The 16,787-nt window shown below is 55.8% G+C and carries 16 protein-coding genes; 14 read left to right on the top strand and 2 right to left on the bottom strand.

Annotated features, from left to right (window positions below; translation table 11 throughout):
* The first annotated feature begins 181 nt into the window (after window positions 1-181).
* Together rsmD and coaD are read left to right on the top strand one after the other, a co-directional pair.
* Entirely contained in the window at window positions 182-754 is a 573-nt protein-coding gene (gene rsmD, locus FPZ49_RS17055; RefSeq protein ID WP_144849022.1) for a 16S rRNA (guanine(966)-N(2))-methyltransferase RsmD, read from the top strand.
* Window positions 747-1,274, top strand: a complete 528-nt coding sequence (coaD, locus tag FPZ49_RS17060; protein ID WP_144849024.1) for a pantetheine-phosphate adenylyltransferase — start codon at window positions 747-749, stop codon at window positions 1,272-1,274. The genes rsmD and coaD overlap by 8 nt, the downstream gene beginning before the upstream one ends.
* On the opposite strand, the gene FPZ49_RS17065 is transcribed toward coaD, so the two are convergent.
* On the bottom strand, window positions 1,275-2,579 hold the full coding sequence (locus tag FPZ49_RS17065; protein ID WP_144849027.1) for a sporulation protein: 1,305 nt from the start codon (window positions 2,577-2,579) through the stop codon (window positions 1,275-1,277).
* A gap of 133 nt (window positions 2,580-2,712) precedes the next feature.
* On the opposite strand from FPZ49_RS17065, the gene FPZ49_RS17070 reads away from it, so the two are divergent.
* Window positions 2,713-3,804, top strand: a complete 1,092-nt coding sequence (locus tag FPZ49_RS17070; RefSeq protein ID WP_144849033.1) for a SepM family pheromone-processing serine protease — start codon at window positions 2,713-2,715, stop codon at window positions 3,802-3,804.
* Window positions 3,805-3,815: 11 nt separating this feature from the next.
* On the opposite strand, the gene FPZ49_RS17075 is transcribed toward FPZ49_RS17070, so the two are convergent.
* A complete protein-coding gene (locus FPZ49_RS17075; RefSeq protein WP_144849035.1) occupies window positions 3,816-5,051 on the bottom strand; it encodes a nucleotidyltransferase in 1,236 nt (411 codons plus the stop codon).
* 198 nt (window positions 5,052-5,249) lie between these two features.
* On the opposite strand from FPZ49_RS17075, the gene FPZ49_RS17080 reads away from it, so the two are divergent.
* From FPZ49_RS17080 to smc, 11 genes are all read left to right on the top strand, one after another.
* The gene (locus FPZ49_RS17080) at window positions 5,250-5,717 is read left to right on the top strand and encodes a YceD family protein (RefSeq protein ID WP_261381459.1); all 468 of its coding nucleotides are present in this window, start codon (window positions 5,250-5,252) and stop codon (window positions 5,715-5,717) included.
* 31 nt (window positions 5,718-5,748) lie between these two features.
* Window positions 5,749-5,922, top strand: a complete 174-nt coding sequence (rpmF, locus tag FPZ49_RS17085; protein ID WP_144849039.1) for a 50S ribosomal protein L32 — start codon at window positions 5,749-5,751, stop codon at window positions 5,920-5,922.
* A gap of 210 nt (window positions 5,923-6,132) precedes the next feature.
* A complete protein-coding gene (fapR, locus tag FPZ49_RS17090) occupies window positions 6,133-6,756 on the top strand; it encodes a transcription factor FapR (RefSeq protein ID WP_144849041.1) in 624 nt (207 codons plus the stop codon).
* Complete coding sequence (gene plsX / locus FPZ49_RS17095; RefSeq protein ID WP_144849043.1) at window positions 6,740-7,738, top strand: phosphate acyltransferase PlsX; 999 nt, start codon at window positions 6,740-6,742, stop codon at window positions 7,736-7,738. The genes fapR and plsX overlap by 17 nt, the downstream gene beginning before the upstream one ends.
* Window positions 7,739-7,741: 3 nt before the next feature.
* Window positions 7,742-8,728 (top strand): beta-ketoacyl-ACP synthase III, encoded by a 987-nt coding sequence (locus tag FPZ49_RS17100; protein WP_144849046.1) that lies wholly within the window; start codon window positions 7,742-7,744, stop codon window positions 8,726-8,728.
* A 44-nt stretch (window positions 8,729-8,772) separates the two neighbouring features.
* Entirely contained in the window at window positions 8,773-9,714 is a 942-nt protein-coding gene (gene fabD, locus FPZ49_RS17105; RefSeq protein WP_144849049.1) for an ACP S-malonyltransferase, read from the top strand.
* Window positions 9,715-9,752: 38 nt separating this feature from the next.
* The gene (gene fabG / locus FPZ49_RS17110) at window positions 9,753-10,493 is read left to right on the top strand and encodes a 3-oxoacyl-[acyl-carrier-protein] reductase (RefSeq protein WP_144849052.1); all 741 of its coding nucleotides are present in this window, start codon (window positions 9,753-9,755) and stop codon (window positions 10,491-10,493) included.
* Between the two features lie 148 nt (window positions 10,494-10,641).
* The gene (gene acpP, locus FPZ49_RS17115; RefSeq protein ID WP_144849054.1) at window positions 10,642-10,875 is read left to right on the top strand and encodes an acyl carrier protein; all 234 of its coding nucleotides are present in this window, start codon (window positions 10,642-10,644) and stop codon (window positions 10,873-10,875) included.
* Window positions 10,876-10,992: 117 nt separating this feature from the next.
* On the top strand, window positions 10,993-12,231 hold the full coding sequence (gene fabF / locus FPZ49_RS17120; RefSeq protein ID WP_144849057.1) for a beta-ketoacyl-ACP synthase II: 1,239 nt from the start codon (window positions 10,993-10,995) through the stop codon (window positions 12,229-12,231).
* Between the two features lie 97 nt (window positions 12,232-12,328).
* On the top strand, window positions 12,329-13,033 hold the full coding sequence (gene rnc, locus FPZ49_RS17125) for a ribonuclease III (protein ID WP_144849060.1): 705 nt from the start codon (window positions 12,329-12,331) through the stop codon (window positions 13,031-13,033).
* A 175-nt stretch (window positions 13,034-13,208) separates the two neighbouring features.
* Complete coding sequence (gene smc, locus FPZ49_RS17130; RefSeq protein ID WP_144849063.1) at window positions 13,209-16,784, top strand: chromosome segregation protein SMC; 3,576 nt, start codon at window positions 13,209-13,211, stop codon at window positions 16,782-16,784.
* The last annotated feature ends 3 nt before the right edge of the window (window positions 16,785-16,787 follow it).

The raw sequence follows: 16,787 nt of genomic DNA on the forward strand, positions 1-16,787 counted from the left end.
CCATTCATAAGGTCAACTCAGTAGGAGGTATTATACCATTCCGCTATTTGCTTTGTCATAATATGGGTGACGAAAATATGTTTTACGAGGAAATCCGACATTATTTTTTTGGATTTTTTGTGCAAAAGAAGACGTTTATGGTACGATAGCATTACTATTAAGGGGTAAAGGATGACACAGGATGAGAGTCGTATCGGGCAGTGCCAAGGGACGGCCGCTCAAGGCGGTGCCGGGCATGGGAACAAGGCCCACAACGGATAAAGTGAAGGAAGCGGTGTTCAGCATGATCGGCCCTTATTTTGACGGAGGGCATGTGCTGGACCTGTTTGCAGGTACGGGGGGACTAAGCATTGAGGCGCTCAGCCGGGGGATGGAGCACGCCGTGTTGACGGACTTGGATAAAAAAGCGATCGACACAATTCGCCTCAATTTGCAGGCAACCGGACTAAGCGGCAAGGCGGAAGTATACCGTAATGACGCACAGAAAGCGCTGAAGGCGCTAAGCAAAAGGGAAATGAGCTTTGATCTGGTGTTTTTGGACCCGCCATATAAGCTCAAGATTATTACTGAACTGCTCGAAGAGCTGCTGCAGGGGAACCTGCTGTCGGACGGAGCCCGTGTAGTCATCGAGCATGATGCGGAGGACAAGTACGAGGAGCCGGTCGGTGCGCTGGAATGGATCCGCCGAGCGGAGTATGGGGATACGGCGATCACGATTTACCGTAACGTTAAGGGAGCTGAGATAGATGGATGAAAAGGAACAAGTAATTGTCTTCGAACAGCATGGCTTTAGGGCGGCGGTATACCCGGGGAGCTTCGATCCGGTGACGAACGGCCATCTGGATATCATTCACCGGGCTGCGAAGGTATTCGATAAATTGATTGTGGCAGTACTCAACAATACCAGCAAAAATCCGTTGTTTACAGTCGACGAGCGGAAGGAGCTGCTGCGCCAGGTGACCTCTGATTTGCCCAACGTAGAGATCGACAGCTTCCGTGATTTGCTGATTAATTATATGAAGCAAAAAAATGTGAATCTCATCGTCCGGGGGCTGCGCGCGGTAACGGACTTCGAGTACGAGCTGCAGATGGCATCTACGAACCGGAAGCTGAGCGAGGATATAGAAACCTTTTTTATGACGTCGACACCGCAGTATTCCTACTTAAGCTCCAGCATTGTAAAAGAAATAGCCCGTTTTCACGGGCCGGTAACCGACTTGGTGCCGGCAGAGGTAGAGAAGGCGCTGAGAGCCAAATACAGTGCAAAACCATAGTCAACCGATTCGGCGTTTTGACTTGAACAGGCTGGCGGTGAAGATAGACAGCAGCAGCAGAAGCAAAAGGATGACTCCGAACTGCAGCAGCATCGGGCTGACCATCGACCAGAGGCTGCTTTGATCATTGAACCAGCCGGTGCTAAGGGCAGGACGGCCGGCGAAGACGGGCTGCTCTATTTCGCGGGATAGCCAGCTCGTTAACGGCGTCCACGAGAGGATCGTCAGCACGAAGGCGATGCCGCCGTGATGAACGCGAGAGACCAGAAAGCGAGAGAAGCGCAGATCGGTCGAAGCGGTCAAGCTTTTCACCTGCGCATGGGTGGACAAGCCGCCCCAGGCGAGAAACAAGCTTAGAAGCGCATACTGGCCGCTAAAGGGAAGGGTGTCCGAAAGCGGCTGGGCCAGCTGGGCCATGGCGAAAGCGCCCAAGTTCGGCTCCAGCAGTCCGGTCAGCATCGCAGTGAACAGCGAGGAAGCGTCCGTAGGATTCATCCCGAGAAGCGCGCCGATGCTGGCTGCGATTGTGCCGAACTGGAGGTGCGAGAGGATTTGCAGCATAACGGAGAACATCATGATGCAGCCTCCGATGATAAAAAGCTGCTGTATGCTGGCGATCACCGCATCGCCCAGGAGCTTGCCGAAGGTGCGTCCATCGCGGCTTTTGGCCCGGCGCATCGAATGGAAGCTATGGGCGAGCCAGCTGGCTCGGGCAGGGCCATTGGGTGGGTCGGGCAGCACCTGTTTGGCCGGTACGGCGCTTTTCGCCCCAAGGCCGATCCCAAAGCGGTGCAGCAGCATAAGCACGAAGCCGGACACGTAGTGAATGATGGCTAAGGCTAGTCCGGACGTAGGGTTTTGCAAAAAGCCGGTGCCGACGACGCCGATAATAAAGACGGGACTGAGCACGTGCGAGGCGGAAAGCAGACGCTCTCCTTCATCTCGCGTAAGCGTTCCATCTCTGCGAAGCTCGCCGACGGCGGCAGCCCCGGCAGGCGTGCCGGAGGTATAGCCGAGGGACAGCACCCAGCCGCCGATCCCGGGGAGACGGAACAAGGCGCGCATCAGCGGCTCGAACAGCCCGCCTAGGCCATGCAGCACGCCGAGACCCCGCAGCAGCTCGGTAATGATCAGGAAAGGGAGCAGCGCAGGGAACACCAGCTTCCACCAGAGATGAAGACCTTGAAGTGACGCCTGGAACGCACGGTCGGGAAACAAAATAATGCCGGCCACTAACCCCAAAGCGGAACCCCCAAGTAAGAGCGTAGCGAGACGGGGAGAGAACAGGGCTTGCCGTAGTTGCATCCAAATCACTCCAGCGCACAATAGAATGGTACATGTTTACGCTTTGTCCGCATGCTTTAGACCAAAGTATCAGTTCGAGACAATTAGCGTAGGCTAGAAAGAGATCGTGGCGAACGGGCAGGGGGCGAGGAGAATGGGAGAGGCTAGACAGATGAAACGCGCTTCACGCATCGTATTTTCGGTATTCAGTGCGATTGCGCTCGTGTATCTGGTTTATTTTTTACCGCTGCCGATGTATATCTTTAAACCGGGAACGGCGGAAGTGCTGGAGCCGATGGTGCATGTCAAACAGCCGGCGGCAGAGGATAAAGGGCAATTTATGCTCACAACGGTACGGGTGGCGGACGCAACGCTGTTCGGCTACCTGATGACGTTCGTACAGCCGTACCAGGAGCTGCGGATGAAGCAGGACTTGCTTCGCAAGAACGAAACCGAGCAGGAATACACCCAGAGGCAAGAAGTGGTGATGCTGTCTTCACAGGCGAATGCGATCCAGGCGGCGTACAACAAACTGAAGGTCCCGTATAAAATCAATACGGACGGCATCGTCATTCAACAGGTGTACCCGGACGTTCCGGCACATGCGGTATTGCAAGCGGGCGACTACATAGTGAAGGTCGGCGACATGCCGGTTACCACGCTAGAGGAGCTGCAAGGCTATTTCAAGTCGAAAAAAGCGGGCGATACGGTGTCCGTAAGCTACAAGCGCAAAGGTGTCACGGCGACGAAGGACATTCAGTTGGGGGTTCTGCCGAATGACGATGGCTCCAAACCGACCGAAGGGCAGCCGCAGCGTGCGGGGCTCGGAATTGTGCCGGCTGAGGTGCAGAGCATCAAGGCGGAATCGGAGGATAAGCAGGTGACGATTCAAGCCGGTGACATCGGAGGGCCATCCGCCGGACTGATGTTTTCGCTCGAAATCTACAACCGGCTGGTGCCCGAGGACATCACGAAAGGCTACAAAATCGCAGGGACCGGCGAGATTAATCCCAAGGGACAGGTCGGTGTCATCGGGGGCATTCAGCATAAAATCGTAGCGGCGGATAAGGCGGGGGCGGAAATCTTTTTCGCACCGAAGGATGCGCAGCTGCAAGGCCAATCCATCCCGAACTACTCTGATGCGGTGAAGCGGGCGGAAGAGATCCATACAAAAATGAAAGTCGTCCCCGTAGGCACGATGGACGACGCATTGAACTATTTGGCGGGACTTACGCCTAAGTCATAAATCTAACCAAGCTAGAGCTGCACCGGCGGCTCGTAGTAATCGCGAAACAAATCGCGCGGGCCGGGCGCCTCGTAACCGAGCGCATAAACGGACGTCGCGCGAAGCTCGAGGTCGAGCAGCGGATGTTCGCCTTCCGTTACTTTGGTCAGGACAGGGACCCTGGCGGTTTTCTTCATCCGCTTGAGCAGCTCGCGGCCTTTGCCGGAGAACCCAAGCACACGTAAATAAGGGACGCCGCGGCGCAGCACCTCGGAAGACAGCTCCTGCTTCGAATGGTTCAGCAGGATCCGGGTGAGCGTCCGCTGCAGCTTCGTACGGGTGTAACGCTTGGTTTTGAGCAGCGACAGCAGGGACTCCACCGTAGGGCCGCCGTTTGACCATGTCGGCAGCTCGGTTAAAGCACGCCGCAGGCGATGCTCCAGCCCCTCGGTGACTTCGTGGAAGCCGGCGAGCTGCTCTGGCGTATGATGCAGGAGCTGCAGCAGGAGCGGCTGTGCGTACCGCTCCCAGTCGATGGGCGCGCGTCCGGCTGCCCATTCACGCTCTAGGATGGCAAGCGTGCCCGGCGGTACATAGGGACGAATCCCCGATAACGAGCGCTCCTCGAATAGCAGCTTGCGAATAGCGGTAGCGCTTGCGATTTGTCGATCCGTAATGTCTGTTTGATGGTATCCGGCTTTCGTTCGGCCGATCGTTTGCGGCACAATCGAGCTGCCTAAGCGGTGCAGCGCGATCAAATAATGCAGGCCGAGCGTGTTATTCGGCTTGGCCAGCTCTTCCGCGTCGGCGCCAGGGATGAGCCGGGCGACCGCGCGGCTGTAGGCTGCCGGATACGGCGCTCCGGCCTTCAGCTCGCTTTGCAGCAGCGCGCGAAACGGCTCCGGCTCCTGATGAAGCAGCTCCGCTGCTTGGTTCAGCCAGCCGATGTCGCCGCTTTCGCTGCCGAAGCAAAGGCTGTCGACGACGCCGGTGGCGTCGAGCGCGGACACAGCGCCGTAGGCGAACCATTCCGCCGGCTGGGCGGAGTAGGCGACCGGCAGCTCTAGGACGACGTCAACGCCCATGTGCAGCGCCATTTCGGCGCGGGCCCACTTGTTCACGACGGCGGGCTCCCCCCGCTGCAGGAAGTGCCCGCTCATGACGCAGATGGCGGCGTCCGCTTCCGTTACCTTTTTCGATTGTTGGTAATGATAGTAATGTCCGTTATGCAGCGGATTGTATTCGACAATTAAGCCAACGGTACGCATAAGACCCTCCGTAAGACAAGTCAAGTCACATATTTCCAAACTTCGGTATGAAATTCACTATATCACGAACTGAAAATGTTGACAAAACAGAAGCGGAGTGGCTATAATAATCTTTGTTTGTTTGGGGTGATACTCATGTTCATACACTTGAAAGACCTAGTCTCTAAAGGCACCATCCGAGTGGAAGGAACGGAAGACTTGACTGATGTATTACCGAAGAAGGGCGACCTGCTCGGATTCGGACCGCTGCATGTGCAGCTGGAAGCACGGAATCAAGATGGGAGAGCCGAAGTATCCGGCGAGCTGAAGATTGATGTGGAGCAATCGTGTTCCCGCTGCTTGGCTCCGGTGCGGCAGAGCTTAACCATTCCGTTTCATGAAACGTTTGTGAAGGGTGAGGAGAAGGATTTTGACCCATCCGATGAGGAAGAAGTCGAGGACGACGAGGAAGAAGTACTGTATGTCTCGGACGATCGAATCGAGCTGAAGCCGATATTGGCGGAAGTTGTTTTGATGGGGCTGCCTTTCATACCGCTTTGCAGTGCAGATTGCCAAGGCCTCTGCCCCGTTTGCGGCAATAACCGGAACGAGCAGGCTTGCGGCTGTAAACAGGACAAGGTGGATCCGCGTCTAGCTGGACTGGCGGATTTTTTTAAGAACGATTGACCGTGTTGAATTCGTTGAAGGAGGTGGGAATATGGCAGTACCTCAAAGGAGAACATCCAAGACGCGCCGTGACAAGCGCCGGACTCACTTTAAATTAGAAGTACCAGGTATGGTGAAATGCGACAATTGCGGAGAATCGAAATTGGCTCACCGTGTGTGCAAGGTTTGCGGTCACTATAAGAAAAGAGAGATCATCAGCCAATAATTGCATTGGATGATGAGAAGAGATAGTGCCTCATCTTGGGGTGCTTGTTGACACAGCCGTTCAGGCCAGTCGACAAGTCCCTTAGTGAGGGGCTATTTTTTTTGCGCGGGGTTGCTTCCATTTTTGTCCCTAATCCATTATACTATCTCTTATTACTTGGTCATAAGATGAAGTGTCAGATCATACCGCATAGGAAGGGGCTGCCCTGCCATGCCCAAAAAAGGTGGTGCTACCGTCATCGAACGCTTACCTAAAAGACAGCGCCAACAGCAGCTTACGAAAGCGATTGAGGAAAACCCTTTTATCACGGACGAAGACTTAACGCGCCAGTTTCACGTTAGCATTCAGACGATCCGGCTGGATCGCCTTGAGCTTGGCATTCCCGAGCTGCGGGAGCGGATGAAGCTGATGGCGGAGCAGTCCTACGATCAGGTCCGCTCATTGCCGCTGCATGAGGTCATTGGAGATGTCATTGACCTGCAGCTCGACAAGAGCGGTATTTCTATGTTTGAAATCAAAGAGGAGCATGTGTTCTCCAGAACGAAGATCGCGCGGGGGCATCATATTTTTTCTCAAGCGAATTCGCTGGCCGTGGCGCTCATCAACGATCAGGTGGCACTGACTGCTGCGGCGGATATTCGGTTTGTGAGACCGGTCAAGCTTCAGGAGAAATGTATCGCCAAAGCCTACGTGCGTTCCATCTCCAAAGGGAAGGCCAAGGTCGAAGTGTTTACATATGTCGGGGATGAAATGGTGTTCCAAGGGAATTTTATAATTTATCACGCAAGTAAAGACCGTAGCGATGGAGGGGAGCTTCATGCGGATAGCGATTGACGCCATGGGCGGCGATCACGCACCCCAGTCAACCGTAGAAGGAGCAATCGCAGCTGCGGAGGAATGGACCGATACGACGATTGTGCTCGTGGGAGATACGGCGGTCATCGAACCGTTGCTGCAAGGGAAAAAGCTTAAGAACCTGGTGCTGCATCATACGACGGAAATGATCGAAGCGGAGGACGAGCCGGTCAAAGCCGTGCGCCGCAAAAAAGACGCCTCCATGGTGGTCGCCGGACGGATGGTGAAAGAGCGGGAAGCAGATGCCATGATCTCGGCAGGGAACACCGGAGCGCTGATGACGACAGGCTTGCTGGTTGTGGGCCGGATGAAGGGCATTGAACGTCCTGCGTTGGCGCCGATGATTCCGACGATGGATGGGGCAGGTGTGCTTGCCCTGGATTTGGGCGCCAATATGGATGCCTCGCCGGAGCAGCTCGTGCAGTATGCGGTCATGGGCAGCATTTACCGCAGCAAGGTGCATGGACTGAGCGAGCCTTCCGTTGGCCTGCTGAATGTAGGCACCGAGGCGATGAAAGGCAACGAGCTGACGAAGGCGGCCTATCCGCTGCTGGAGCAGGCGCCGATTCGGTTTGTAGGCAATGTGGAAGCCCGCGACGTACTGCTTAGACCCTGCGATGTCATCGTGTGCGACGGATTCGCAGGTAATATTATGCTAAAGTCGATGGAAGGCACGGCATCGGTCGTCATGAAAACGCTCAAGCAAGAGTTTATGCGCAATGTGTTCACCAAGCTGGCGGCGGCTGTCGTGAAGAAAGGCGTCATGCAGCTGCGCCAAAAGATGGACTACACGGAGCATGGTGCTGCACCACTGCTTGGCCTGAATGGGCTGGTGCTGAAGAGCCATGGCTCGTCCAATGGCATCGCCATCAAGAATGCGGTTCGTCAAGCGCGGCTGGCCTTGAAGAACGACCTGGTGAACAGCATATCGACGGAAATTAGTAAGGGAAGCGAGATGTAGGCTATGAATTTACTACCGGTAGGCATTATTGGGACTGGAAAATATGTTCCGGAGCGGGTCCTGACCAATCAGGAGCTGGAGCAGATGGTCGATACGAACGACGAATGGATCGTGACGCGTACTGGCATTCGTGAACGCCGGATCGCATCGCAGGTACAGGCGTCGTCCGATTTGGCCTATGAAGCTTCGAAGATCGCTTTAGCCAACGCGGGGATCGCGCCGGAAGAGCTGGATTTGATCGTCGTGGCGACGATCACGCCGGACATGGCGTTTCCATCCACCGCATGTATTTTGCAAGAGAAGCTGGGAGCAAAGAAAGCGGCAGCGTTCGATTTGTCCGCCGCCTGCTCGGGCTTTATTTACAGCTTGGCCAATGCAGCCAATTTTATCGCAACCGGCACTTATAAATATGCGCTCGTTATCGGGGCGGAATGCTTATCGAAAATTACGGATTACACCGATCGGAATACGTGTATCTTGTTTGGCGACGGCGCAGGTGCGGTCGTGCTGGGTCCTGTACCGGAAGGCCGCGGCTTTAAGGCGTTCGAGCTCGGAGCCGACGGAACCGGCGGTCCACTGCTCAAGGTGCAAGGTGGAGGGTCCCGCTGCCCGGCGTCCCCGCAAAGCTTGGAAGGTAAACAGCACTTCATCTATATGGCAGGAGCGGAAGTATTCAAATTTGCCGTACGTATTATGGGCGGCGCGGCGGAGGAAGCACTGCGCAAGGCGGGCATGGAAAAATCGGATATCGATTTGCTGGTGCCTCACCAAGCGAATATCCGGATTATCCAATCTGCGCTGCAGAAGCTGAGTCTGAGCGAGGACAAGTGCATGATCAACCTGGACAAATACGGCAACATGTCAGCTGCATCGATCCCAGTGGCACTGGCAGAGGCCGTAGAAGGCGGACGGGTTAAAGAGGGCGACTGTCTGGTGATGGTCGGCTTCGGCGGCGGCTTGACATGGGGCGCTACCGTTCTCGTTTGGTAAGCATGGCTTGAATGGGTTGATGTCGTGAAGGGAGCTGAAGCATAGTGGGAAAAGTGGCGTTTATATTCCCGGGTCAGGGAGCTCAAGCCGTAGGCATGGGCAAAGACATTTATGAGACAGACAGTACGGCTCGCGGCATTTTTGATGCAGCCGATGCGGCGCTGGGGTTCGAGCTGAGCAAGATCATTTTTGAAGGACCGGACGATGAGCTCAAAAAAACCGTGAACACACAGCCGGCGCTGCTCACCACGAGCGTAGCGTATCTGGAGCTGTTCCGGGCAAAATACGGTGTGCAGCCGGACTTTGTAGCAGGCCACAGCTTGGGCGAATACAGCGCTCTGGTAGCTGCCGGCGTGCTGAGCTTTGAAGATGCCGTGCGGACTGTACGCGCGCGCGGCGAATTTATGGAGCAGGCCGTTCCTGGCGGCCTGGGAGCGATGGCCGCCGTGCTGGGCGCCGAGCGCGACGCGCTGCAGCAGCTGTGCCAAGCGGTCAGTAAGTCGGGCTCTGTTGTCGAGCTCGCCAACCTGAACTGCCCGGGACAGATCGTGGTGTCGGGCAGCAAGGAAGGCGTGCAAGCGATTGTGGAGCGCGGCAAAGAAGCTGGGGCTAAGCGAGTCATTCCGCTGGAAGTCAGCGGGCCGTTCCATTCGTCGCTGATGAAGCCGGCGTCCGAGCGGTTGGCGGGTGTATTGGCTGCCGTGGAGATGTCGTCTGCCAGCGTTCCGGTTGTGGCGAATGTCACGGCACGCCCAGTACAGCGGCCAGACGAAGTGCGCCATTTGCTCGTTGAGCAAGTGCACTCTTCCGTGCTATGGGAGGACAGTGTGGCCTGGCTGATCGAGCAGGGCGTGGATACGTTCGTCGAGCTTGGCTCGGGAACCGTACTGGCCGGATTGGTGAAGAAGATCGATCGGAGCGTCAAGGTGCATTCCATCAACAGCTTGGAAGCGCTCGAAAAGTTCCAGTCGGAAACGCCGGTGTAACAAGCACGGTACATTTTTTCATGGGAGGGTGATCACCAATGCTTACAGGGAAAGTAGCGCTCGTTACGGGGGCTTCCAGAGGCATCGGCCGGTCCATCGCGTTAACGCTGGCGGAAGCCGGTGCGGATGTCGTGGTGAACTACGCTGGCAGCGAAGCGGCAGCAGCAGAAGTCGTACAGCAGATCGAGGCGCTTGGACGCAAGTCGTTCAAGGTGAAAGCGAACGTTGGCTCCGCTCAAGAAGTGGAGGATATGTTTAAGCATGTTCTCGAGTCCTACGGCCGCATCGATATTTTGGTGAATAACGCAGGCATTACGCGGGACAATCTGATTATGCGCATGAAGGAAGAAGAATTCGACCAAGTGATCGAGACGAACCTGAAGGGCGTCTTCAACTGCGTCAAAGCGGCGACTCGCCCGATGATGAAGCAGCGCTCGGGGCGGATCATCAACATTTCTTCCGTCGTGGGCGTGCTCGGCAACCCCGGTCAAGCCAACTACGTGGCGGCCAAAGCCGGCGTCATCGGCATGACCAAGGCGACGGCTAAGGAGCTGGCTTCCCGCGGCATTACCGTCAACTGCGTCGCTCCGGGCTTTATCGAGACGGATATGACCGACAAGCTGTCGGAGGAAATGCGTGCGGCACTGCAGCAGCAAATCCCGCTGGCTCGTTTGGGGCAGCCGGAGGATATTGCCAAAGCGGTACGCTTCTTAGCGTCCGACGATGCTTCGTACATGACCGGCCAAACGATTCACGTCGATGGCGGCATGTATATGTAACACGTCCAAAGGCAACAATGGGCGGGAGGCGAAACACGCGTAAACCCGCGCTGAGCCAGCTGGAAATGGTTTTTTTCACAGAGAGACATGCTTGCTATGGCATTTTGTCCATAAGTTAAGTATAATACCAAAGGAGGAGGTGAACCGGATGTCCGATATTTTGGATCGCGTAAAACGAATCGTCGTGGATCGCCTTGGCGTTGATGAAGCCGAAGTGACCCTTGAGGCGAATTTTAAAGATGACTTAGGAGCCGATTCTCTCGATGTAGTTGAGTTGGTTATGGAATTGGAAGATGAGTTTGATATGGAAATCTCTGATGAAGATGCAGAGAAGATCGCTTCCGTTGGTCAAGTGGTTGAGTACATAAAATCTCATACTTAAAAAGTGTTTAAGTCCCGTTTCTAACACAAACGGGACTTATCTCCATTCCTGCAAGCTTAAGGTCATTTATTCAACGGAAAATCATAACGCAAGTTATTTTCAATAGAGGTGGTCAACGTGAATCAAAGAGTCGTCATTACAGGTCTCGGCGTCATGTCCGCTCTTGGACGTGACCTCGAAACGTTTTGGAATAGCCTGATGGAAGGACGCTCCGGCGTCAGCATGATCGAGCAATTCGACGTATCGGAATACCCGACGCGAATCGCGGCTGAGATTAAAAACTTTAATCCGGAAGATTATTTCGATAAAAAAGAAGCCCGCCGCATGGACCGTTTCGTACAGTTCGCAGTAGCGGCATCGCTGATGGCCGTGAAGGATGCCGGCTTGAACATCAAGGAAGATACGGATCCGGAACGCGTCGGCGTCTATGTCGGCTCCGGGATCGGCGGCTTGTCCACTTGGGAAGAGCAGCACAAGATTTTGCTTGAAAAAGGACCGAAGCGCGTCAGCCCGTTCTTCATCCCGATGATGATCGCCAACATGGCTTCGGGGCAGATCTCCATGATGACCGGCGCTAAGGGACCGAACAGCACGGCAGTTACCGCTTGTGCTACCGGAACGCATTCAATCGGAGACGCCTTCAAGACGATTCAGCGCGGTGACGCGGACGTCATGATCGCAGGCGGCGCCGAAGCGACAATCAGCCCGACTGGTGTCGCAGGATTCTGCGCTCTGCGCGCGATGTCCACCCGAAACGACGAGCCGGAGAAAGCCAGCCGTCCGTTTGATATCGGCCGTGATGGCTTCGTCATGGGTGAGGGTTCGGGTATTCTGATTCTCGAATCGCTGGAGCATGCGCAGAAGCGCGGCGCACGCATTTACGGCGAAGTGATCGGCTACGGTATGAGCGGCGACGCTTATCATATGACGGATCCGGATCCGGACGGCGCAGCACGCTGTATGGTGAAGGCCGTGAAGGATGCAGGCATTCCGTTTGAAGCTGTTGATTACATCAACGCACACGGCACATCGACTCCTGTAGGCGATAAGTCGGAAACGACCGCCGTGAAGAAAGCGTTCGGCGATCACGCTTACAAGCTGGCCGTTAGCTCGACCAAGTCGATGACGGGTCATTTGCTCGGCGCTGCCGGCGGTGTAGAAGCGCTCATCTGTGCGCTCGCACTGAAGAATAGCATCATTCCACCGACGATCAACCTGGAGGACCAAGATCCGGAGTGCGATTTGGACTACGTTCCAAACACACCGCGTCCTGCGGACTTGAAGGTGGTTATGTCGAATTCCTTCGGCTTTGGCGGACATAACGCGACCATCATCATGAAGAAATACGAGGCATAATTCTTTGCCGACAGTCTATACTAGATTATTACTTGTTGTGCAGGGCCGGATCGCGGTCCTGTGCAGCGGGTCAACCGCATACATGTAGGTGATGAACATGCATCGTAACCTCAAGCATTTGCAAGCGGAGCTACACTTGCCGTTCCGCAATTCCGATCTGCTGCGTCAAGCGTTTACACATTCCTCTTACGTCAATGAACACCGTATCGGTCATTTTAAGGATAACGAACGACTGGAGTTTTTAGGGGATGCCGTGCTCGAACTGACGGTTTCGGAGTATTTATTCGACAAATACCCGGATCGCCCGGAAGGAGAGCTGACTAAGCTCCGAGCCTCCATCGTTTGTGAGCCTTCGCTCGTCGGCTTCGCCGAGCAGCTCGAATTTGGTTCCTATGTGCTGCTCGGCAAAGGAGAAGAGCTGACTGGGGGGCGGACCCGCCCGGCGCTGCTCGCGGATGTGTTTGAATCGTTTATCGGTGCGCTCTATTTGGATCAGGGGCTGGAGGTTGTACGCTCGTTCCTGCAGAAGCATATGTTTCCGTTTCTTCCGACCCAGGGCAAGCTGCTGACGGCCGATTACAAGACATTCTTGCAGGAGCATACACAGCAGCACAATATGGGCCCTATCGAGTACAAAATTGTGGACGAACGCGGACCCGCGCATGAGCGCGAATTCGTAGCCGAAGTTTACATTCATGAGCATTTGCTCGGCCGGGGGTCGGGTCGCTCGAAGAAAGAAGCAGAGCAGCATGCGGCGGAAGAGGCGCTGGCAACACTCAAGATCAGAGTGCAGCAATCATAGCAGGAGTCAGGGAAAGCGGTGGCGGCCTCATGCGGGCCGTCGCCTTTTTTTGTGTGGGGAGCAGTCTCTACTATCCCCTAGGATTATGGTACAATAGAGGGACGACTGAGTTGAAATAGAATGATTGACAACTGACAAGTAATGCTTGTAACAGTTGCAATAGGGGTGAGACAATTTGTTTTTAAAACGAATCGAGCTGCAAGGGTTCAAATCGTTCGCAGATAAAACCGAGCTGGAGTTCGTTCAAGGGATCACCGCGGTCGTCGGTCCCAATGGTAGTGGGAAGAGCAACATTTCCGACGGGATCCGCTGGGTGTTGGGGGAGCAGAGTGCCAGGTCGCTCCGCGGGGGCAAGATGGAAGACATCATCTTTGCCGGAAGCGATGCCCGCAAAGCGGTCAATTACGGCGAAGTTTCGCTGACGCTCGACAATGCGAGCCAGTCGCTGCCGCTGGATTTTAGCGAAGTGACGGTTACCCGGAGGGTGCATCGCAGCGGCGAGAGCGAATATATGATCAATCGCCAGGCTTGCCGGCTGAAGGACATTACCGAGCTGTTCATGGATACCGGGATCGGGAAAGAAGCGTATTCGATCATTGGACAGGGGCGCATTGAAGAAATTTTAAGTACGAAATCAGAAGAACGCCGCGGCATTTTTGAAGAGGCTTCGGGGATCGTTAAATATAAATCGCGCAAGAAGGAAACCGAGAAGAAGCTGCAGGAAACCGAGCAAAATTTGCTGCGGATTCATGATTTGGTTTCCGAGCTGGAGGATCAGCTGGAGCCGCTGCGCATCCAATCGGAAAAGGCGGTTCGCTTCAAGCAATTGAAGGAGGAGCTGAAGTCCAGCGAAATCGCGATGTACGTCTACCAGATTGAGCAGATTTATGAGACGTGGACGGAGACCAATGCAAGATTGGACAAGCTGAAGGAAACGCAGCTGGAGCTGTCCGGGTTTGTCAGCAAGCATGATGCTCAGCTCGAGAAGGACCGCTGGGAAACGCGTCGGCTGGACGAGGAGATCGAGAAGCTGGGGCAAGATTTGCTGCAGCTTAGCGAGGAGTTCGAGAAGTGCGAAGGCCAAGGCGAAGTGCTCAAGGAGCGCAAGAAAAATTATGCGGCCAACAGCAGTCAGCTCCAGCTGACAATCGCCCAGCAAGAGCAGCGCATCCTCGATAAGGAAGCGGAGATCGCCCAGCAGCGGGAGAAGCTCGCCGCCATTTCGGCGGAGCTGAACGTGTTTCAAGCGAAGCTGAAGGAAGAGGAAGACCGCTTGCTTGGCGTAGCGGGTGGACTCAGCAGCGAGGAAGAGGACAGGCTGAAGGGCGAGCTGCTCGAGAAGCTGAATGAAATGGCGAACGCTCGCAATGAGTCGCGTTACGCGGAGCAGCAGCTAGAAGCGCTCAGCCGCAGGATGGAGCGGCTCGGAGATGAGCACCGCAAGTGGCGGGAGCAGCAAGAGGGCATTAGCGAGCGGAAAGCGAAGCTGGAGCAGCGGCTGCAGGAAGCCGTCAAGAGCATAGCCGATGTGCGCAATCAGTACCTGGACCTGAGCACTGGACTAAAGGCGAAGCAGACCCTGTCGGAAGAAGCTCAAGCAACCGTGCGCAAGTGGGAGCAAAAGATCGACGCCCTCGTGTCGCGCCGCGATACGATGCGCGAGATGGCGAATGACTACGACGGCTTTATGCACGGCGTTAAGGAAGTGCTGAAGGCCAAGGACCGCGGCGATTTACGCGGTATCAAGGGCGCCGTGGCTGAGCTCGTGAAGGTGCCGGCTGACGTCGAGGTCGCAGTCGAAACCGCTCTCGGCGGAGCGCTTCAGCACATTGTCGTCGACAATGAGGCGAACGGGCGCGAGGCGATCGCGTTTTTGAAGCGCAGGCAGCTGGGACGCGCCACCTTTCTTCCGCTCGACGTCATCCGTGGCCGGTCCATTCCGGAGCATGAACAGCGTCAGGTGCAGGGGATGGAAGGCTTCGTCGGCATTGCGGTGGATTTGGTCCAATTTGAGGATACGTACCGTCAAATTGTAGGCAGCCTGCTCGGCAATGTGATCATTGCCGACTCGCTTGAATACGCCAACCGGATCGCTGCGCGCATCCAGTACCGTTATCGCGTGGTGACGCTGGAGGGCGACGTGGTTAATCCGGGCGGTTCCATGACCGGGGGCAGCCAGCAGAAAAAGACCACCAGCCTCTTGAGCCGTCAACGGCAGATCGAGGAGATGGATAAGGACATCGCAATGTCCCAAGCGCAGCTGGGCGACATGCGGAAGAAGGTCGAGCAGGTGCGGGGCGAAATCGCCGAAGTGAACCGCGAGCTGGACGAGCTTCGGGTGCAGGGCGAGAGCAAGCGCATCGAGGAGCAGCAGATTCGCGCTACATTGGAGCCGCTCGAGCAAGAGGCGAAGCAGGTGGCGGAGCAGCTCGCGCTGTATGGCGCGGACGGCGAATCGCTGACGCAGGAGCGCAGCGAGCTGGAGGCCCGACGGGGAGCCGCCTTGGAAGCGCTGGAGCGGCTGCAGCGGGAAGAAGCCGAGCTGCAGCAAGCGATCCGCGATGCGGAGGTGCGCCGTAAGGCGAGCGAATTTGCCAAGGAGGAGCTGCAGACGCAGCTGACCGACTTGAAGGTGAAGGTGGCCTCCCACACGCAAGAGAAGCAATCGCTTTTGGAGCAGGAACGCAGATTCCGAGCGGAGCTGGAGCTGTTGACGGCGGAGCTGGAAGCGAACCGGAAGACGCAGCGGGACCTGGAATCCGAAATGAACAGCCATGACCAGGAGTCGGTGCAGCAAATTGAGCTGCTGAACGATCTGAAGCTGCGCAAGCAAGCCTGCGCGGAGCAGCTGGATGTGAAGCGGGCCGAACGCGCCCAATGGATCACGAAGCTCGAGGCGGAGGAGAACAAGACCAAGGAACAGCGCGCAGAGCTTCGGCAGGTCGAAGAACAGATGCACCAAACGGAAGTGCGCGTGAACCGTCTGGATGTCGAGCTGGAGAACGTGCTCAAGAAGCTGTCGGAGGATTACGAGCTGAGCTTTGAGCTGGCCAAAGAGCGCTATCCGGTCCCGGAGGACGTCCTGGGGACGCAGAATAAGGTTCGGGACCTGAAGCGCGAAATCGCCATCTTAGGCAACGTGAACCTAGGAGCCATTGAAGAATTCCAGCGGGTCAATGAGCGATTCGAGTTCCTCTCCACGCAGAAGAACGATTTGGTAGATGCGAAAACTGCGCTCTACACGGTAATCCGCGAGATGGACGAAGAGATGGGCAAACGGTTCCGCACTACCTTTGATGCGATCCGCTCGCATTTTGTCGTCGTCTTCTCGAAGCTGTTCGGCGGCGGTCGCGCGGACCTGATTCTTTCTGAGCCGGACAACCTGCTCGATACGGGGATCGACATCGTTGCCCAACCGCCAGGCAAAAAGCTGCAAAACCTGCAGCTGCTCTCTGGTGGTGAGCGGGCGCTGACAGCGATCGCGCTGCTGTTCTCGATCATCCGTGTGAAGCCGGTGCCGTTCTGCGTGCTCGACGAGGTAGAGGCCGCGCTGGATGAAGCGAATGTAGCGCGTTTTGCAGAATATTTGCGGGAATTTTCAACGCAAACACAGTTTATCGTGGTCACGCACCGCAAAGGCACAATGGAAGAAGCGGACGTGCTGTATGGCGTTACGATGGAAGAGGGCGGCGTGTCCAAGCTCGTTTCCGTCCGGCTAGAAGAGGACGAAGCGATCATGGAAGCGGGTTAATAG

Origin of the sequence: Paenibacillus cremeus (genome assembly GCF_007786445.1) — a bacterium.
Lineage (GTDB): Bacteria > Bacillota > Bacilli > Paenibacillales > NBRC-103111 > Paenibacillus_G > Paenibacillus_G cremeus.